Source organism: Acidovorax sp. K2F, from assembly GCF_025246485.1.
GTDB lineage: Bacteria > Pseudomonadota > Gammaproteobacteria > Burkholderiales > Burkholderiaceae_C > Acidovorax > Acidovorax delafieldii.
The window spans coordinates 39,811-58,448 of record NZ_JAOBSQ010000026.1 but is presented as its reverse complement, the minus strand read 5'-3'; the positions used below and the strand labels follow the sequence as shown (position 1 = coordinate 58,448).

Below are 18,638 nucleotides of genomic sequence, written 5' to 3'. Positions count from 1 at the left end.
CCGATGGGGCCATGTCCTACCCGCTGGGAACGCTCAGCGCCCAAAGATGGTGGCTTCGTTTTACCCCACGCACCACCCAGGAGCGCCCATGGCACGACCCCCTACCTCGCGCAGCGCGGCCCACAAATCGCCGTCTGCCCTGCCTTCTTCCACCCAGTCCGATAACTTTCGCGGCAACGCGGGCGAGCTGCAGCAACAGGCGGGCGGCAAACACCCGGTGCTGACCACGCAGCAGGGTATTGCGGTTGCCGACAACCAGAACTCGCTGCGCACTGCGCCGCGCGGCCCCACGCTACTCGAAGACTTCATCCTGCGCGAGAAGATCACGCACTTTGACCATGAACGCATTCCCGAGCGCATCGTGCATGCACGGGGCACGGCAGCCCATGGTTTCTTCGAACTCACGCACTCGCTCAAGAAGTACACCACCGCCAAGGTGCTGACCGACATCGGTGTACAGACCCCTGTATTCACCCGCTTTTCGACCGTAGCCGGGGGCGCAGGCTCGGTGGACACGCCGCGCGACGTGCGCGGCTTTGCCGTCAAGTTCTACACGCCAGAAGGCAACTGGGACCTGGTGGGCAACAACATCCCCGTGTTCTTCATCCAGGACGCGATGAAGTTCCCGGACCTGGTGCACGCCGTGAAGATGGAGCCCGACCGGGGCTTTCCGCAGGCGGCCAGCGCGCACGACACCTTCTGGGACTTTGTCTCGCTGATGCCCGAAACCCTGCACATGGTGATGTGGGCCATGAGCGACCGCACCATTCCCCGCAGCCTGCGCATGATGGAAGGTTTTGGCGTGCACAGCTTCCGCCTGCTGAACGCGGCGGGCGAGAGCACGTTTGTGAAGTTCCACTGGCGGCCCAAGCTGGGCATCCAGTCCACCGTGTGGGACGAGGCCGTCAAACTGCAATCGGCCGACAACGACTACCACCGGCGCGACCTGTTCGAAGCCATCGAGGCGGGGGACTTTCCCGAGTGGGAGCTGTCCGTGCAGCTGTTCACTGAGCAGGATGCCGAACGCTTTCCGTTTGACCATCTCGACCCCACCAAGCTCATCCCCGAAGAACTGGTGCCCCTGCAGCCCATCGGCCGCATGGTGCTCAACCGCTGGCCCGACAACTTTTTCGCCGAGACCGAGCAGGTGGCGTTCTGCCCAGCCAACGTGCCGCCCGGCATCGACTTCAGCAACGACCCCCTGCTGCAGGGCCGCCTGTTCTCGTACCTGGACACGCAGCTGTCCCGCCTCGGCGGGCCCAACTTTGCGCAGATCCCCATCAATGCCCCCAAGTGCCCGTTCCACAACATGCAGCGGGACGGGCACATGCAGATGCAGGTGCCCAAGGGCCGCGTCAACTACGAACCCAGCAGCCTGCAGCCTGACACGCCCCGCGCCTCGCTCGCGCAAGGCTTTCGCCACTTCGCGCAGGCCGACGATGGCGTGAAGGGCCGCGTGCGGGCCGAGAGTTTTGCCGACCACTACAGCCAGGCGCGCATGTTCTACCGCAGCCAGAGCCCGCTGGAGCAGGCCCACATGGCCTCAGCGCTGGTGTTCGAGCTGTCCAAGGTGGGCACACCCCATGTGCGCGAAGCCGTAGTGGGCCATCTGCTGCATGTGGACGCAGACCTGGCCCAGCGCGTGGCCGATGGCCTGGGGCTCCCAGCCCTGCCCCCTGCCCCGGCCACCACCGAGCCGGTGCAGGACCTGCCCCTGTCGCCCGCCCTGCGCATCATCGACCGCATGAAGCCCACGCTGCAGGGCCGCTCCATCGGCATTCTGGTGGCCGACGGCTCCAACGGCGCCTCGGTGGCCAACCTGCGCAAGGCGCTGGAGAAAGTCGGCGCCACCGTGAAGATCGTGGCCCCCAAGGTGGGCGGTGCCGTGCTGAAAGACGGCACGCTGCTGCCCGCCGATGGGCAGCTGGCGGGCACACCATCGGTGGTGTTTGACGCCGTGGCCTCCATCCTGTCGCCCGACATGGGCGCACAGCTGGCCAAGGAGGCGGCGGCCGTCGACTGGTTCCGCGACGCGTTCGGCCACCTCAAAGCCATTGCCGCCTGCAAGGGCACGCGGGCCATCCTGCAGGCCGGTGGTATCGAGCCCGATGCGGGCGTGGTGGACCCGGCCGACGCCCAGGGTTTCATCGCCGCCGCCCAGACCCGCCAGTGGGAGCGCGAACCCAAAGTGCGCACCCTGGCCTGAAGCCCCACCTTTTCGTTCACCCCACCACCCCAAGGAGCACCCATGCCCAAAAGCCACTACGACAGCCATCAACTCGACGACCTCGTCCTGCAGATGATGGAGACCGAACTCGGCGGCGAACAGGTGTACCGCACCGCCCTCACCTGCGCCATCAACACCGACCTGAAGAAGGAATGGCAAGGTTATCTGGAAGAAACACTGGCGCACCAGAACGTGGTGCGCGGCATCTGCGATGCGCTGGGCCTGGACCCTGATACGCAGTCGCCCACGCGGGCCGTGGTCAAGCACATTGGCACGTCCCTGGTGCAGGCGATGCAGCTGGCCAAAAAGTCTGGCAGCCCCGACGCCGCACAGCTGGTGGCATGCGAATGTGTGGTGCACGCGGAGACCAAGGATCACGCCAACTGGGAGCTGCTGGGCCAGGTCGCCAAGGTGGCCACGGGCGATGTGGGCCACACCCTCAAGGTAGCGCACAAGGCCGTGGAAAAAGACGAGGACCACCACCTGTACCACACCAAAGGCTGGTGCCGCGAGCTGGCCATTCAGGCCCTGGGCATGCCCGCCGTGCTGCCCCCGCCCGAGGAGGTCAAGAACGTGGAGACCGCCATTGGCGCATCGCGCGCCGAGCAGCAGCGCACGGCCATGCTGTGACCGGGTTGCGGGGCTGCACGACGACAGGCCCCGTGGCAGAAAACGCTCCTAAAAATATAGCTGCAAGCGCTTTATGTACTAGCGCCTGCAGCTATTTTTACTTGATTTCCACGCAAAACATGCTTCTCAGGCTAACGGCGGCGGGGTCTCCTGCGGCAACTCTGCAGCGCCGGGGGCTTCGGCCAATGTGGCCAGCCCTTTGCCGCTGCGCTTGCTGGTGTACAGCGCCCGGTCCGCCCGGTCCATGAGCGCGGGCATGGATTCCACAGCAGGGCCCTGGAACAAAGCGACCCCAACGCTTGCGCCAGTCAGCACGTGTTGGCCACTGTCGAGTCCGATGGGCGCCACCAGCGCTGCCAGCACCTTGTGGGCCAGTTCCATGGCGGCCTCGGGGGACGCCACAGCGTTCAGCACCAGTGCAAATTCGTCGCCGCCCAGGCGGGCGGCGGTGTCATTGGCGCGGGCCAGCCCGGCCAGACGCTGCGCCACACGCACCAGCACCTGGTCGCCACTGCCATGCCCCAGGCTGTCATTGACCGCCTTGAAACCATCCAGGTCGACCAGCAACAACGCGCCCGCACGGTGGTCACGGTAGGCCGTCAGCACCGCCTGCGACAAGCGGTCTTCAAACAGGCGCCGGTTGGGCAGCCCCGTCAGGCGGTCGTGGCTGGCCAGGGCCAGCACCTGCTGGTGGGCGCGCACCAGCCGAGCGCTCAACAGCCCCAGCACCAGCGCGAACGCGTAGGCCAGCATCACCACCAGCGCGGGTGCACGGCCTGCAGCCCCCCACCCGCCGGTGGGGACCGCGCCCAGGATCCAGCTGCCGCCACCCGGCAAGGGCACATCGAGCGTGGCCGGATCCTCGTCGAACAACTGAGGGCGGCCGATGAACACCGCGCCCTGCGCGCCCATGGCGTCCAGTCCACGTGCCGCCACCTGAAAACCCATCTGGTCGGAGTTCAGGCCCACGTCGGCGAACAGGGTGTCGGCATTGACGGTGAGCGACACGATGCCCCAGTAACGGGGCCCACCCACCGGTGCACGCCCCGGCGGATGCGCCAGAAACACCGGCGTGCGGCTGATGATGCCGAGCCCCCCTTGCACCAGCGGAATGGGACCTGCAACGACGGTTCGGCGGGTCTGGATGGCCCGCTCCACCGCACCACGCTGCTGCGGGTTGTCCAGGTACCGCAGGCCAATCGCTCGCTCATTGCCCACGCGCGGGTACACATCGCTGATGACGTTGTCGGGCGCCAGAGCCAGGTTGCGGATATTGCGCTGGTGCTCCAGCAGGCGGCCCACTACAGTGGCAAAGATGTCGGGCGACATGCTGCCTTGTGCGGCAATGAAGGCGGATACCGTTTCGGGCACCGACAGCGTGCTTTGCAATTGCCTGTCCAGGCGGTCGCGGATCTGCAGCAGGTGGCTTTGCGCCTGCGCAGCAATCTCGGCCCGCGCCTTGGTGTGAGAGATGTCGATGACCATCCAGGCCAGCAAGGCGGCCAGTGTGCTGCTGCACACGCCCACCGCGAGGGGCAGGTACCGGTGATGGATCCAGTTCGAAGGAAGGCGGCTGGTGGGCATGAATGAGGTCCGGGATGGGTGCCGGATGGTGCCATGGTCTGTGCAGACCGGCCAGCACCGAATGCGCTGGGGCTGGCCGCTTTGGAGACACCCAGGCCGGTCGGTGAGACGGCCCCTTGTGGCCACAGCCCCACGGCACGCACAGCACGTACCACACGCACAGCACGCACCGCCGGTGATGCGAATGCGGGCGGGGTCAGGCGGCTTCGCAGCAGCCCTCCCCGTCCTTTATTGCGCTACAAACCCGCTGGTCTTGATGATGCGCGTCCAGGCCTCGGTGTAGGCCTTCTCGCGCGTGGCCAGTTGCTGGGGCGACATGTAGCCCACCGTCAGGCCCATGGCGGTGAGGTGCTCGCGCACATCGGGCTGGGCCACCACCTTGGCCAGCGCGTTCGAGAAGTCGGTGATGAACTTTTGCGGCGTGCCGGTGGGTGCGTAGATGCCGTAGTACGGCAGGTCTTCAAAGCCCTTGAGGCCCATCTCGTCGAACGTGGGCACATCGGGCATGGAGGCCTGGCGCTTGGTGCCCAGCACGCCCACCACGCGCACCTTGCCGGCCTTGTGGTTTTCCATGAAGTCCTGCACCGAGGCCACGCCCGCGCTGATCTGGTTGCCCAGCATGTCAGCCATCATGGGGGCGCTGCCCCGGTACGGTGCCGAGACCAGGTCCAGCTGGTACTTTTGCCCGACCAGCTTGACCAGAAACTCTGGAGTGGAAGCTGGCGCAGGAATACCCACCGCGCCCTTGCTGCCACCGGCCGTCTTGACCCACTGCACGTACTCGGTGAACGACTTGGCCGGCGTGCCGCCCGACACGGCAAACGCATTCACAAACGTGGCAAAACCGCCCACCGCCACAAAGTCGCGCGCGGGTTCGTAGCCGGGGTTCTTCACCACCTGGGGCAGGATGGAGATGGTGTGGTCGTGCGTGAGGAACAGCGTGGTGCCGTCGGGCGCCGAGGCCTTGAGTGCCTGCGCGGCAATCTGGCCGCCCGCGCCGGGGCGGTTTTCGACCACCACAGGCTGGCCCAGCTCATCCTTGAGCTTCTCGGACAGCGTGCGCGCGATGGCGTCCGTACCGCCGCCGGGCGGAAAACCCACAAGCAGGCGGATGGGCTTGGCCTGCTGGGCGGACGCCAGGCCCACGGCCAGCGCGGCCCCCACAAAAGCACCAGTGCGCACAAGGAGGGACAGCAGGCTGCGGCGGGAAGTTGTCATGAAAAAGCTCCAGGGTAGAGGGTCAACAGGCGGTGCAAAGATCAGGCCAGGCGGGCGCGGTGGCGCGCCAGCTGGGCACGCACCTGCGCCGGGGCCGTGCCGCCCAGCGTGTTGCGGGCGTTGAGCGAGCCGCGCAGGCTCAGGCACTCGTACACATCCTTCTCGATGGCGGGGTGAAAGCCCTGCAGCACGGTCAGGGGCAGCTCCGACAGGTCACACGCATGGGTGGTGGCCGCCTTCACGGCGTGGGCCACCGTCTCGTGCGCATCGCGGAAGGGCAGGCCCTTCTTGACCAGGTAGTCGGCCAGGTCGGTGGCCGTGGCATAGCCCTTGAGTGCGGCCTGCTCCATGGCCTGGGCGTTGACGGTGATGCCGCCCTCTTTCTTGCCCGTGGCGGGGTTCAACTGGCCGCCGACCATCTCGGCGAAGATGCGCAGCGTGTCCTTGAGCGTGTCCACGGTGTCGAACAGCGGTTCTTTGTCTTCCTGGTTATCCTTGTTGTAGGCCAGGGGCTGGCCCTTCATCAGCGTGATCAAACCCATCAGGTGACCGACCACGCGGCCCGTCTTGCCGCGCGCCAGTTCCGGCACGTCGGGGTTTTTCTTCTGCGGCATGATCGACGAGCCGGTGGTGAAACGGTCGGCGATCTTGATGAAGCCGAAGTTCTGGCTCATCCAGATGATGAGTTCTTCGGACAGGCGGCTCACGTGCACCATGCACAGGCTGGCGGCAGCGGTGAATTCGATGGCGAAGTCGCGGTCGCTCACGGCGTCCAGGCTGTTCTGGCACACCACGGGGGACCCGTTCGCATCCACCATGCCCAGCGTCTTGGCCACGCGCTCGCGGTCCAGCGGGTAGGTGGTGCCGGCCAGGGCCGCGCTGCCCAGCGGCAGCACATTGGTGCGGCGGCGCACGTCGGCCATCCGCTCGGCGTCGCGCTTGAACATCTCAACGTAGGCCAGCATGTGGTGGCCGAAGCTCACGGGCTGCGCCACCTGCAGGTGGGTGAAGCCGGGCAGGATCACCTCGACGTTCTGCTCGGCCACATCGACCAGCGACACCTGCAGCTCTTTGAGCAGGTCGCCGATCAGGTCGATCTCGCCGCGCAGCCACAGGCGCACGTCGGTGGCCACCTGGTCGTTGCGGCTGCGGCCGGTGTGCAGGCGCTTGCCAGCGTCGCCCACCAGCTGGGTCAGGCGGGCCTCGATGTTCAGGTGAACGTCTTCCAGGTCCAGCTTCCACTCGAAGGCGCCAGACTCGATTTCCGACGTGATCTGGGCCATGCCGCGCTGGATGGAGGCGTGGTCTTCGGCACTGATGATGCCCTGCGCGGCCAGCATTTCGGCGTGCGCCAGGCTGCCTGCAATGTCGGCCTGCCACAGGCGCTTGTCGAAGAAAACGCTGGAGGTGTAGCGCTTGACCAGGTCGCTCATGGGCTCGGAAAACAGCGCCGACCAGGCCTGGGCCTTGGTGTCGAGCTGGTTGTGGGACGGCGCAGAGTCGGCGCTGGTGGCTTGGGCTTTGGACATAAGGAGGGCAATAATCCGGTGGTTCAGACACCCGGACTGTCCGGATGCCGCAATGCAAAACACCCAAATTTTATCGACCCAGCCCCCGCCGCCGGATTCCGCCCTGCCAGACAGGCCAGCGCGCAGCGTGCGGGCCGCTGCGGGCGCCGGGCCGGGCGGGCAGCCGCCACGTGGGCGGGCCCTGGTGTTCGATGCCTGCCAGGTCGGTGTGGTGCTGCGGGCCGTGCTGTTTGTGGAGGTGGTGGTGGGCGTGGGTGCCATGTATGGCGCCGGCAGCCCCGTCGAATGGCTGGCCAGCCTGGCACTGCTGACCGGCGGCGCGCTGCCGGCCACGCTGGTGTGGCTGATCACGGCCTGCAGCCTCAAGACGGTGCTGCAGCGCCTGTCCACCGCGCAGCAATATGCCGCCGGGGTGCTGCTGGGGGCCGTGGCCGGTGCCTATGCCTGCGCCATGCTGGCGCTGGTGGGCCTGTCGGCATCGCCGCCCTGGCTGGCCAGCGCAGCGACAGGCGCGTTGCTGGCTGCCATGCTGGTGGCTGCGCTGGTGCTGCGCGCCCGGGGCCGCACCCCGGCCGCCACCACGGCGCGCCTGACCGAGCTGCAGTCGCGCATCCGCCCGCATTTTTTGTTCAACACACTCAACAGCGCCATTGCGCTGGTGCGTGAGGAGCCGGCCAAGGCCGAGTCGCTGCTCGAAGACCTGTCGGACCTGTTCCGCGTGGCCCTCATCGAGCAGGGCGAATCGACCACGCTGGCCGAGGAGATCACCCTGGCGCGCCGCTACCTGGGCATTGAGCAGGTGCGCTTTGGCAAGCGACTGCAGGTGCAGTGGAACCTGGACCCACGCACCGACAGCGCGCGCCTGCCGCCGCTGCTGCTGCAGCCGTTGGTGGAAAACGCCGTCAAACATGGCGTGGAGCCCAGCGCCCGGGGCGGCAAGCTGCGCGTGCTGACCGAGCAGCGCGGCACCCGCGTGGTGGTGCGCATCACCAACACCCTGCCCCCCAAAGAGGGCAAAACCGGCAAACACGACGAGCCCAGCACGCGGGGCCATGGCATCGCACTGGCCAACGTGCGCGCGCGGCTGGCCTTGCTGCATGACGTGCAGGGCGAATTCACCGCTGGCGTGCAGGACGGGCTGTACCAGGTGCGCATCACCTTGCCCGCCGCCGACCCCACCCCTGCCGCCCGCCCACGTACGCCCTTGCGCGGGCGTGGCGACCTGCGGGGCGGCTACCGCCGAGGCGCGGTGGCCCCGACCGAACCTACCCCCTCCAAACCCCATGAACATCCTGATCGTTGATGACGAAGCCCTGGCGCGCAGCCGCTTGCGCACCCTGCTGTCCGACTGCTCGGACATCCAGCGCTGCACGGTGGCAGAGGCCTCCAACGCCGCCGAGACCATGGCGCTGCTGGGTCCCACCGGGGGGCGTGGGTACGACCTGGTGCTGCTGGACATCCACATGCCCGGCCAGGACGGCCTGGCACTGGCCCATGCACTGCAGGCCCTGCCCCAGCCCCCGGCCGTGGTGTTTGTGACGGCCCACGCCGACCACGCAGTGAGCGCGTTCGAGCTGGATGCCGTGGACTACCTGACCAAACCCGTGCGCCGCGAGCGCCTGCAGCAGGCCCTGGCCAAGGTGCAGCGCACCAGCCGCCCCGCAGGGCCCAGCGCCGTGCCCAGCCTGCCCGAGGGGGAAACCCTGCTGATCCAGGACCGGGGCCGCACCGAACGCCTGCCGCTGACCGAGGTGCTGTACTTCAAGGCCGAGCAGAAATACGTGACCGTGCGCACCACCACGCGCAGCTACATCATGGACGGCTCGCTGAGCGAGCTGGAAGCCAAGTTTGCACCGCGCTTCCTGCGCATCCACCGCAATGCGCTGGTGGCGCGCCGCGCCGTGCGCGCGCTGGAAAAGCACTACGACCCTGAGGAGGGCGAAGGCTGGGCGGTGCGGCTGCAAGGCTCGACCGAACTGCTGGCGGTGTCGCGGCGGCAGGTGGCGGCTGTGCGCGAGGAGCTGGCGCGCTAGCAGCAGAGGTGCACAGGCCTTTGAGGGCCTTGGAACACCCCTACAGATATTTTTTTAGCCATTTTGGCCGCCAGTGCTAGTCCCATATGCCTGAGCAGCTATCAATGAGATAGCAAATCTCCTGTGACTGCAGGCGGTGCGGCCACCAGCCGCCCCAGCGCCTCCACGCCCACAGGCGGCTGTGCCAGCCAGGGCAGCACGTAGGTGCGCTGCGCCAGGCCGCTGGCGATGCGTGCGGCCTGCTGTTGCTCGCCCTCCAGCCGGGCCTGCAGCAAGGGGTCGCTGGTGCCCGTGGCCGCCACACTTTTGTTGATGACCCAGGCCCAGGGCTCAATGCGGGCGCGGCGCAGGTCGTCCTGCAGCGCGGCGGCTTGGCTCACAGGCGTGACCTCGGGCAGCGTGACGATGACCACATGGGTCATGTCCGCGTCCTGAAGGCGCATCAGCGGCGTGATGATGTGCTTGGCGTTGACGTTGCCTTCGTACTGCTGCGTCATCTGCCGGTGGTAGGCGCCGGTGGCGTCCATCAGCAGCAGGCTGTGGCCGGTGGGCGCCGTGTCCAGCACCACAAAGGCGCTGCGGGCCTCGTTGACCACGCGGCTGAAGGCATGGAACACGGCCACCTCTTCGGTACAGGGCGATTGCAGGTCTTCCAGCAGCAGAGCGCGGCCCGCGTCGACCAGCACCTTGCCGCGCGTGGCCATGATCTTGTCGATGTAAGCCTGGGTTTCGGCCTGTGGGTCGATGCGCCCCACTTTCAGCCCCGGCAGGCTGCCATCGAGCTGGCTTTGCACATGGGCCGCCGGGTCGGTGGTGGTGAGGTGCACGCTGTGCCCGCGCTGCACCAGGCCCACGGCCAGCGCGGCGGCGATGGTGGTCTTGCCCACGCCGCCCTTGCCCATCACCATGATGAGGCCGTGGCCCTTGGCGGCCAACGCGTCGGCCAGGGCGGCGAGGGGCTCCGCCTGCAACGGCACACCCGCTGCGGCAGTGGGCGCGCGCAACGTCACATCGCCGCCACCCAGGAGGGCCCGCAACGCGGGCAGGCCCACGGTGTCAAAGGCGCGCAACGGCACCTCGTCGCGCGGCAAATGCGCCAGCGCATCGGGCATCTGGTCCATGGCTTCGCGGCCCAGGGCCTCGATGGCGTCGGCCACCGCGTCCTGCCCCGGTCGGCTGGCATGGAACACGCCGTTGATGGCCAGGCGCTGGTTGGCGAGGCCCAGGGCGCGCAGCTCCCGCGCGGTGCGCGCGGCCTCTTGCATGGGGCGGGGGTCGGGGCGGGTGACCAGCACCACGGTGGTCAGGGCCGGGTCGCTCAGCGCGGCCAGGGCGGCGTTGAAGCGCGCCTCCTGCATCTTGAGGCCCGAGTGCGGCCCCAGGCACGAGGCGCCCCGGTCATTGCCGGCCAGGAATCCGGTCCAGGCCTTGGGAAGGCTCAGCAGGCGCAGCGTGTGGCCGGTGGGGGCCGTGTCGAACACCACATGATCGAACACATGGCCGGTGTCACTGCCCTCGCTGGCCAACAGCGCGGCAAATTCGTCAAATGCAGCGATCTCGGTGGTGCAGGCGCCCGAGAGTTGCTCGCGCACTGTTGCGCGTTCATCGCTGCTGGCGGTGGCCTCCAGCTGCGCCAGCACGCGCTGGCGGTAGGCCTCGGCGGCGGTATCGGGGTCGATGTTGAGCATGTGCAGCCCCGGCACCCCGGGCACGGCCACTGGCTGGTTGGACAGCGGCACGCCCAGCATTTCATCCAGGTTGGAGGCCGCATCGGTGCTGACCAGCAGCACCTGGCGGCCCGCATCCGCCAGGGCAATGGCCGCAGCCGTGGACAGCGATGTCTTGCCCACCCCACCCTTGCCCGTGAAGAACAGGAAACGCGTGGGCTGGGCGAGCAGCCCGAGGGAGATGGGGGTGGCGTGTGGGGCAGTCATGGGCCCAGCATGGCAGAACCGTCCGGCACGGCCTTGAGCCAGGTCAAGTGCTTCAGTGCGCGTGCGCCGCCCCGCTCACCAGCGTGACCACCGCCATGCCGGCAATCAGCCAGGCAATCTGCAACACGGTTTCGCGCGCGGTCAGGCGTTTTTGCAGCTGGGGGATCAGGTCGGCGAGCGCCACGTACACAAAACTGCTCGACGCCACGGCCAGGAAGTACGGCAAAAAGTCTTGCAACTGCCCCACCAGGAAGTAGCCCACCACCCCGCCCAGCGCCGTCACGGCCCCCGCCAGCGACACCTTCACCAGCGCCATGCGGCGGTTGGGGCTGGTCTGGCGCAGCACCACCAGGTCGCCCATGTGGTGCGGCACCTCATGCGCGAGTACCGATACTGCGGCAATCACCCCCAGGCGAATGTCAGCCATGAAGGCCGAGGCGATCAGGATGCCGTCGCCAAAACAATGCACGCTGTCGCCCGTGAGCACCGCCCAGCCTCCCGAGCGCGGGCCGTGGTGGTGGTGCGCGTGGCCGTGGTCATGGCCGGTTTCATGGCCATGGTCATGGTGGGCATGGCTATGGGCTGCAGTCTCTGCGTGGCTGTGCTCATGCCCGTGGTGCCACAGTTCGGCCTTGTCCAGCAAAAAGAAGAACACCACACCCACCAGCAGGGTGGCAAACAGGTCGTGGGCGCCCGCCTGGCTCTCGAACGCCTCGGGCAACAGGTGCATGAAGGCCGTGGCCAGCAAGGCACCCGCGGCCAGGCTGAGCAGGTGCTGCGGCCCCACGCTGTCGCTCCGCCCACCCAGGCCCAGCCGCATGAGCAAGGCGGCCAGCCACACGCTGCCGATACCAGCGGCCAGTGTGGCCAGAATGATTGCTACCAAAGTCATAGCTTTTTACGCTTTATTTGTAAGCCTTGGAGCTTATGTTTGTTCAAATTCTGCACGCCCGATGCAAGATGAAAAAAGCCGCCCCGGGTGTGGGGCGGCTGCGGGTGGCCTGGTGGGCCGGGGGTTTGTGCATCAAACCACACCGTGCGTCTTGAACCAGGCCAGCGCACGCTTCCAGCCGTCTTCGGCCGCTTCCTTGCGGTAGCTGGCGCGGTAGTCGGCATGGAAGGCATGCGGTGCATCGGGGTACACCACAAATTCCGACGCCTTGGCCTGTGGCGAGCCACTGGACAAGGCCGCTTTCATCTTATCAACCGTGTCAAGAGGGATGCCGGTGTCTTTTTCACCATACAGGCCCAGCACCGGCGCCTTGAGGATGGGGGCCAGGTCCACAGGGTGCTTGGGGGTGAGCTCGCTCGCTTGCCCCACCAGCCGCCCGTACCATGCCACGCCGGCCTTGACGGGGCCGTGTGCGGCATACAGCCAGGTGATGCGGCCACCCCAGCAAAAGCCGGTGATCCCCACCCGGGCGCCATCGCCCCCGTTGGCTGCGGCCCATGCCACAGCGCCGTCCAGGTCGGCCATCACCTGGGCATCGGGCACCTTGGACACCACTTCAGCCATCAGCTTGGCAATGTCGGTATAGGTGGTGGCGTCGCCCTGGCGCGCGTACAGCTGTGGGGCAATGGCCAGGTAACCCGCCTTGGCAAAGCGGCGGCAGGTGTCGGCGATGTATTCGTGCACGCCAAAAATTTCCTGGATCACCAGTACCACGGGCAGGCCGGTCTTGCCAGCCGGTGCTGCGCGGTAGGCCGGCACCTTGAAGCCATTGACCGTGAAGCTCACTTCCCCCACCGTCAGGCCGTCTGCCGGCGTGGCAATGGCCGTCTGCGCCATGATGGGGGCGGCCGCCACCGCATAACCCAGGCCCAGCGCTGCCTGCAGCGCAGTACGGCGCGTGGCGCCCGCTTCGGTGGTGCGGCCCGGCAACAGCGCCTGGGCGTCGGCATGGAGGTCGTCATTGAACATCGGTTTTCTCCAAAAAAAAGGGGGGATGGGCCACGGGGTGGAAACTGCCAGCCCCGGAGTCTATGGGGTTTGCACCGCCTCCGCATTTTCGGTTACCGAAAAACGGGGAGCACTGCTAGACTTTCCGCGAGCACCGTCGCCGTGGGCATGCGCCACCAACCCGCTACCGCGCAAACGCCTGCTCGCCCGCCCACATTTGCATTTTCTTTCTTCATCCACCCGCCCACCTCCCTTAGACCATCCGCACCGGCCCGAGCGCATGCCCCCTCATCCCACACCACTCCCCCTGCGCGGACAGCTGCTGGTCCGACTGGTGGTCGGGATTTGCGGCGCGGGGGGCTTGGGGTTGCTGACCTGGGCGCTGGCCCGCCAAAGCATGGACCCGGCCATGCGACTGGCCAGCGCGGGTGCCGGGCTGGCGCTGGTGGCCAGTGCGGTACTGTGCTGGTGGCTGAGCCTCCGGTTGCTGGCGATGCATGCCACCGCCAGGGCCGCCCAGGATGCTGCGCAGCGGGCTACCAACCAGCTGTGCGCCACGCTGGACATCCTGCCCGACGGGCTGGCCATCTACGACGCTGACGACCGCCTAGTGCTGTGCAATCCCCGGTACCGGGAAGTCAGCCCCGGCACCACCATGGCCGTCGATTACGGCACCCGCTTTGAAGACGTGCTGCGCCGCGCTGCCGAATCCGGCCACATCGTGGCTGCGCGGCAGGACACCAATGCCTGGCTGGCCGACCGCATGGCCCGCCATCGCTCGCCCGGCCAGCCCGAGGTGCAGGAGGTCGAGGGCGACCGCTGGATGCTCATCACCGAGCGCCTGCAAGACGAGGGCGGCATGGTGGTACTGCGCGCCGACATCACGGACGCAGTGCACAAGGAACGCGCACTCAAGCAGGCCCTGCACGACGCCGAACGTGCCGAACGCAGCCTGCGCGAGGCCGTCAATGCCATGCCCGCCGGGCTGGACATCTATGACGAGCAAGACCGGCTGGTGCTGTGCAATGACCAGATGGCGCGCCTGCGTCCGCACCTGCCCGTGGCTGAGTCCCTGGGCAAGACGTATGAGGAACTGCTGCGCGAGGGCCTGCGCCACGGCATCCCCGAGGAGGCCAAGGACCAGGAAGAGCTCTGGCTGGCGCATGAGCTGGCCATCCGGGGCCATCGGCCCGGCCCCGAAGTGCGCCACTACCCCAACGGCACGTGGATGCACATGCACGAATGCCGCACCCCGTCCGGCATGACGGTGTGCGTGCGCCTGGACATCAGCGACCTGATCGAACAGCGCCAGAAGGTCGAGACCGCCCGACAGGAAAGCCAGCGCATGCGCCAGCTGCTGGAGCGCGCGGTGGAGGCCCTGCCCGTGGGCATCGAGATCTTCGACGAGCAGGACCGGCTGGTGCTCTACAACCAGCAGCTGTCCCGCATGTATCCGTACATCAACTATGCGGACCACCTGGGCAAGGGTTTTGTGGACATCCTGCGTTATTCGGTCTCGCGCGGCCTGATCCCTTCGGCCAAGGGGCGCGAGGAGGCATGGATCGCAGAGCGCCTGTCAGAGCACGGCAGCAGCACATCCACCCTGGTGCAGCGTCTGAGCGATGGCCGCTGGATCAACATCTACGAAACCCGCACCCCCGAGAACTACGTCGTGGCCGTGCGGCTGGACATCACCAACCTCATCGAGCAGCGTCAGGCCCTGGAGGCCGCGCAGCAGGCGGCGCAGCAGGCCCGCCAGCTGCTGCAGGACGCCGTGGAGTCACTGCCCGAAGGCTTTGCACTGTTCGATGCAGAAGACAAGCTGGTGGTGTGCAACGCCCAGTACCGGCGCCTGTACCCCATCTCGGCCCCCATGATCGTGCCCGGCAGCACGTTTGAACAGATCGCACGCTACGGCGCCGAGCGCGGCCAGTACCCCGACGCCATTGGCAACGAAGAGGCCTGGCTCGCCCAGCGCATGGCCGACCACCGTGCGGCCAACCATGCCGTGCTGCAGCGCCTGCCCGAGGGCCGCTGGCTGCAGGCCGACGAGCGGCGCACCCCCCAGGGTGGCATCGCCGGTGTGCGCACCGACGTGACCCAACTGGTGCGCAAGGAGCAGGAACTGGCCGCCGCCAACGCCAAGCTGGCCCTTCTGTCCACCACCGACGGTGTGACGGGCATTGGCAACCGCCGGCGCTTTGACGAGCGGCTGGCCACCGAATGGATGCGCTGCGGGCGGCACCAGCTGCCGCTGGCCGTGATCCTGATCGATATCGACCACTTCAAGCTCTACAACGACCACTACGGCCATCTGGCCGGTGACGAATGCCTGCGCCGCGTGGCGCAACTGCTGCAGGGCACCATCCGCAGGGCCGACGAGGTGGCCGCACGCTACGGCGGCGAGGAGTTTGTGCTGCTGCTGCCCGATGTGCCCCTGCCCGAGGCAGTGACGGTGGCAGAGCGCTGCATGGCCAGCCTGCGCGAGGCGGCCCTGGCCCACCCCCGCTCCCCCACGGCGCCCTACATCACGCTCAGCATGGGCATTGCCAGCCTGGTGCCACGCCCCGGCGCCAGTTCTGACACACTTGTGCACGCGGCCGATGCGGCTCTGTACCGCGCCAAGTACGGCGGCCGCAACCGCTTCGAGGTCTTCACGCCTGCGCAGTGACGGTGTTGCCTGCGGGGGTGGCGACGGCCTGAGCAGGTCCGCGCCGGGCCTTCCGGTTTTTGCACGCTTCACCTTCTTCGCAGGACAACGCTGATGAACATTTTGCTCACCGGCTCCACCGGTTTTGTGGGCCGCACCGTGGCTGCCGCACTCACCCGTGCAGGACACCAGGTGCACGGCGGCGTATCACCCCGGCACCGGTAACCCGGCGCCTTGCAGGTGCCCATGGACTTTGCGCGCGACACCTCGGCCCAGGCCTGGCTGCCGCGCCTAGCGGGTATCGATGCCGTGGTCAACGCCGTGGGGGTGCTGCGCGACAGCCGTGCGCGCCCCATCGACGCAGTGCACCAGCACACGCCTGTCGCGCTGTTTGATGCCTGCGCCCAGGCGGGTGTGCGGCGCGTGGTGCATGTTTCGGCCCTGGGCATTGAGGGCAGTGCCACCCGCTATGCCACCACCAAGCGCGCGGCAGACACGCACCTGCTGGCGTTGGCCAAACAAGGTGCATTGCACCCCGCCATCCTGCGCCCCAGTGTGGTGTTTGGCAAAGGCGGCGACAGCAGTGCGCTGTTCATGAACCTGGCGCGCCTGCCAGTGGCGCTGTTCCCCGGCCCCATGCTCACGGCGCGGGTGCAGCCCGTGTCGGTGCACGATCTGGCCGCCGCCATCGTTGCACTGCTGGGGCCCGCCATCTCCACCCAGGGCATCGTCGAGTGCGCTGGGCCGGAGGCCCTGACCATGGGCGACTTCATTGCCAGCCTGCGCCAGCAACTGGGCCACGGCAAAGCCCATGTGCTGCGCCTGCCCGACCCGCTCACCCAGCTGAGCGCCCGCCTCGGCGACGCAGTGCCCAGCGTGCCCTGGTGCACCGAAACCCTCACCATGCTGGGCAGCGACAACGTGGGCAACCCTGCGGTGTTCGAGCAGCTGCTGGGCCGCAAGGCGGTGCATTACAGCCAGCTGGTGGCGACCGCCTGGCGCTGACGTGCAACGTCTGTGCCCTCGTCACTGGGGCACGAAGTCCGACGGATACCGTAGCGAATCCACCAGCAGGTGCGACATGCGCATGCCCAGATTGATGCCGTGGGGCGGAATGGGCTGGGTGAACCACTTGTCGTACAGGCGGTGCAGCTCCCGCGTCTGGATGAGCCGCCGCAGCTCCGCATCGACCACGGCCTTGAGCGCAGGGTCGTTGCGCTCGAACGCCACCGCATAGGGCTCGATGGTCATGGGCTTGCCAATCACCTTCAGGTCTTGCGGGCGGGCATGGCTGGCACGCAGGCCATAGAGCAGCACATCGTCCATCGCAAAGCCGTCCACCCTGCCATCCACCACCCAGCCAAAGCCCTCGGCATGGTCACGGGCGGGCTCGATGCGCAGGCGCACTGATTTGTTGGCAGCCTCGCGCGCCAGCGAATCGATGTTGGTGGTGCCCACCGTCGAAGCCACGGTCTTGCCGTCCAGGTCTTCGATACGCTCGAAGGGGCGCTGGCTTTGCACCACGATGCGTGATGACGCAATGAAGTGCGCAATGGTGAAAGCCACCCGCTGCCTGCGCGCAGCCGTGTTGGTGGTGGAGCCGCATTCCAGGTCCACATCGCCGCGCTCGATGGCCTCAAAGCGGTTGCCCGACGTGACCTGACGGTAGTCCACCCGCAGATCGCGCCGCTGCAGATGGCGACCGATGGCCTGTGCGATCTGCAGGCACACGTCCACGCTGTAGCCCAGGGGCACCCCATTGGCCACATAGGACATCGGCAGAGAAGATTCGCGGTGGCCGATGACCACTCTTCCCGTGGCCTGGATGCGCTGCAGCGTCTGGCCCAGAGGCTCCGCTGTGCGCGCCAAGGCGGGGCTTGGCACTTCCGCCTTCGCAGAGGTCGATAAACCCGCAGCGGTCCCCGTGTTCTGCGCGATGACTCCCGCCGTCGCACACGCAGCGCAGGCAGCAGCCAGCGCACGCACCATCCCAAACCTCGCGGGATTCGCTTCACATGTCATGGCTTGCCTCTTCGAAGTTTTCGTGATGCCACCTGGGCAATGGCCTGTGCGCTGGCTGGCGTACCAGGGCGCAGCGGCACCAGGGCTCTACAGCGCTATACCGCAGCCCGCGAAGCTGAAGGCCCAGTGGGGGGCGGGGCTTCCATGCCCGTGTTTCCGTACGCATGCCGCGCCAAGGCAGCCGCCAACACCATGGACGGGTTGACCAGCGTCAGCCCCTCCAGCCGGGGGTGCTCTGACAGTGCGAGTGGAATTTCTGTGCAGCCCATGATGAGCGTGGAGACCCCATAGCGCTGCTGCAGCACCAGCGACACGGACTCGAACCGCTGGCGGGCCAGCGCGTAGTTGCCGGCCTTCACACCGTCGTAGATACCCTGCATCAGCTCATCGCGCTCACGGGGTTCGGGCACAAAGCAGTCGATGTCGCGGTGCTCCAGTTCGCGCTGGTACAAGCCCGCCTCGTAGGCACCCTGCGTGGCCAACAGGCCCACGCCATGCACCTTGTGCAGCGCCAGGTCTGCAGCGACCTCTTGCACACCATGCAGCACCATCAACTGCGGAAAGCGTTGCTGCAGCAGGCCATGCCAGGCATGCGCCGTGTTGCAGGCAATGGCCACCACGCGCGCGCCCAGGGCCGCCAGGCGGCCCGTGGCCTGCAGCATCGGGTCTGCAGGCTGGTGGGCCCCGGGGCGGGTGTCGTGCAAGGCCGCCGTGCGGTCGGGAATGGGCACCTGCGCCAGCCAATGCTCAGGATAAGCCTGGTCGTGCACAGGGATGCCCAGCGCCGCCATGCGGTCGGTGCAGGCCTGCACAAACAGGCGCACAAAGTCGGCACCCGCAGCAGGCCCCATGCCCCCCAGAATGCCCACCACCTGCGGGGCCGGAGGGTGCGGGGTGGACGACAACATGCT

General features: G+C 67.4%; 13 protein-coding genes and 1 pseudogene. 6 read left to right on the top strand and 8 right to left on the bottom strand.

The window, feature by feature from the left end:
- The first annotated feature begins 88 nt into the window (after positions 1-88).
- A complete protein-coding gene (locus N4G42_RS07515) occupies positions 89-2,206 on the top strand; it encodes a catalase (protein ID WP_260666741.1) in 2,118 nt (705 codons plus the stop codon).
- Between the two features lie 42 nt (positions 2,207-2,248).
- Positions 2,249-2,857 carry a hypothetical protein gene (locus tag N4G42_RS07510; RefSeq protein WP_099729642.1) on the top strand — a complete coding sequence of 203 codons (609 nt, stop codon included), beginning with the start codon at positions 2,249-2,251 and terminating at the stop codon, positions 2,855-2,857.
- 126 nt (positions 2,858-2,983) lie between these two features.
- Here the strand turns inward: N4G42_RS07510 and N4G42_RS07505 are convergent, their stop codons facing one another.
- The 3 genes from N4G42_RS07505 to argH all read right to left on the bottom strand — a co-directional run bounded on the left by N4G42_RS07505 (position 2,984) and on the right by argH (position 7,188).
- Positions 2,984-4,441 (bottom strand): sensor domain-containing diguanylate cyclase, encoded by a 1,458-nt coding sequence (locus tag N4G42_RS07505; RefSeq protein WP_260666740.1) that lies wholly within the window; start codon positions 4,439-4,441, stop codon positions 2,984-2,986.
- A 228-nt stretch (positions 4,442-4,669) separates the two neighbouring features.
- A complete protein-coding gene (locus N4G42_RS07500; RefSeq protein WP_260666739.1) occupies positions 4,670-5,659 on the bottom strand; it encodes a Bug family tripartite tricarboxylate transporter substrate binding protein in 990 nt (329 codons plus the stop codon).
- A gap of 41 nt (positions 5,660-5,700) precedes the next feature.
- On the bottom strand, positions 5,701-7,188 hold the full coding sequence (gene argH, locus N4G42_RS07495; RefSeq protein WP_260666738.1) for an argininosuccinate lyase: 1,488 nt from the start codon (positions 7,186-7,188) through the stop codon (positions 5,701-5,703).
- Positions 7,189-7,240: 52 nt separating this feature from the next.
- Here argH and N4G42_RS07490 point away from each other — a divergent pair, with 52 nt between their 5' ends.
- Both N4G42_RS07490 and N4G42_RS07485 read left to right on the top strand, forming a co-directional pair.
- The gene (locus N4G42_RS07490) at positions 7,241-8,491 is read left to right on the top strand and encodes a sensor histidine kinase (protein WP_260666737.1); all 1,251 of its coding nucleotides are present in this window, start codon (positions 7,241-7,243) and stop codon (positions 8,489-8,491) included.
- Complete coding sequence (locus N4G42_RS07485; protein ID WP_056061176.1) at positions 8,472-9,221, top strand: LytR/AlgR family response regulator transcription factor; 750 nt, start codon at positions 8,472-8,474, stop codon at positions 9,219-9,221. The genes N4G42_RS07490 and N4G42_RS07485 overlap by 20 nt, the downstream gene beginning before the upstream one ends.
- Positions 9,222-9,322: 101 nt before the next feature.
- Here N4G42_RS07485 and arsA read toward each other — a convergent pair whose 3' ends face one another.
- The 3 genes from arsA to N4G42_RS07470 all read right to left on the bottom strand — a co-directional run bounded on the left by arsA (position 9,323) and on the right by N4G42_RS07470 (position 13,076).
- Positions 9,323-11,155 carry an arsenical pump-driving ATPase gene (gene arsA / locus N4G42_RS07480; protein WP_260666736.1) on the bottom strand — a complete coding sequence of 611 codons (1,833 nt, stop codon included), beginning with the start codon at positions 11,153-11,155 and terminating at the stop codon, positions 9,323-9,325.
- Positions 11,156-11,207: 52 nt separating this feature from the next.
- A complete protein-coding gene (locus N4G42_RS07475) occupies positions 11,208-12,047 on the bottom strand; it encodes a ZIP family metal transporter (RefSeq protein WP_056747512.1) in 840 nt (279 codons plus the stop codon).
- Positions 12,048-12,179: 132 nt separating this feature from the next.
- Positions 12,180-13,076 (bottom strand): dienelactone hydrolase family protein, encoded by an 897-nt coding sequence (locus tag N4G42_RS07470; RefSeq protein WP_260666735.1) that lies wholly within the window; start codon positions 13,074-13,076, stop codon positions 12,180-12,182.
- 259 nt (positions 13,077-13,335) lie between these two features.
- Between N4G42_RS07470 and N4G42_RS07465 the strand changes: the two genes are divergently transcribed.
- Together N4G42_RS07465 and N4G42_RS07460 are read left to right on the top strand one after the other, a co-directional pair.
- On the top strand, positions 13,336-15,726 hold the full coding sequence (locus N4G42_RS07465) for a GGDEF domain-containing protein (protein ID WP_260666734.1): 2,391 nt from the start codon (positions 13,336-13,338) through the stop codon (positions 15,724-15,726).
- A 93-nt stretch (positions 15,727-15,819) separates the two neighbouring features.
- Positions 15,820-16,710: pseudogene (locus N4G42_RS07460) on the top strand (NAD-dependent epimerase/dehydratase family protein).
- Between the two features lie 21 nt (positions 16,711-16,731).
- Here N4G42_RS07460 and N4G42_RS07455 read toward each other — a convergent pair.
- Together N4G42_RS07455 and N4G42_RS07450 are read right to left on the bottom strand one after the other, a co-directional pair.
- A complete protein-coding gene (locus N4G42_RS07455) occupies positions 16,732-17,574 on the bottom strand; it encodes an amino acid ABC transporter substrate-binding protein (RefSeq protein WP_260666733.1) in 843 nt (280 codons plus the stop codon).
- Between the two features lie 248 nt (positions 17,575-17,822).
- Complete coding sequence (locus N4G42_RS07450) at positions 17,823-18,635, bottom strand: aspartate/glutamate racemase family protein (protein WP_260666732.1); 813 nt, start codon at positions 18,633-18,635, stop codon at positions 17,823-17,825.
- Between the last annotated feature and the right edge of the window lie 3 nt (positions 18,636-18,638).

Bases quoted from the DNA above. Each gene is read 5' to 3' on its own strand.
- N4G42_RS07515 (WP_260666741.1), top strand. From the start codon at position 89: ATGGCACGACCCCCTACCTCGCGCAGCGCGGCCCACAAATCGCCGTCT.
- N4G42_RS07510 (WP_099729642.1), top strand. From the start codon at position 2,249: ATGCCCAAAAGCCACTACGACAGCCATCAACTCGACGACCTCGTCCTG.
- N4G42_RS07505 (WP_260666740.1), bottom strand. From the start codon at position 4,441: ATGCCCACCAGCCGCCTTCCTTCGAACTGGATCCATCACCGGTACCTG.
- N4G42_RS07500 (WP_260666739.1), bottom strand. From the start codon at position 5,659: ATGACAACTTCCCGCCGCAGCCTGCTGTCCCTCCTTGTGCGCACTGGT.
- argH (WP_260666738.1), bottom strand. From the start codon at position 7,188: ATGTCCAAAGCCCAAGCCACCAGCGCCGACTCTGCGCCGTCCCACAAC.
- N4G42_RS07490 (WP_260666737.1), top strand. From the start codon at position 7,241: ATGCAAAACACCCAAATTTTATCGACCCAGCCCCCGCCGCCGGATTCC.
- N4G42_RS07485 (WP_056061176.1), top strand. From the start codon at position 8,472: ATGAACATCCTGATCGTTGATGACGAAGCCCTGGCGCGCAGCCGCTTG.
- arsA (WP_260666736.1), bottom strand. From the start codon at position 11,155: ATGACTGCCCCACACGCCACCCCCATCTCCCTCGGGCTGCTCGCCCAG.
- N4G42_RS07475 (WP_056747512.1), bottom strand. From the start codon at position 12,047: ATGACTTTGGTAGCAATCATTCTGGCCACACTGGCCGCTGGTATCGGC.
- N4G42_RS07470 (WP_260666735.1), bottom strand. From the start codon at position 13,076: ATGTTCAATGACGACCTCCATGCCGACGCCCAGGCGCTGTTGCCGGGC.
- N4G42_RS07465 (WP_260666734.1), top strand. From the start codon at position 13,336: ATGCCCCCTCATCCCACACCACTCCCCCTGCGCGGACAGCTGCTGGTC.
- N4G42_RS07450 (WP_260666732.1), bottom strand. From the start codon at position 18,635: ATGTTGTCGTCCACCCCGCACCCTCCGGCCCCGCAGGTGGTGGGCATT.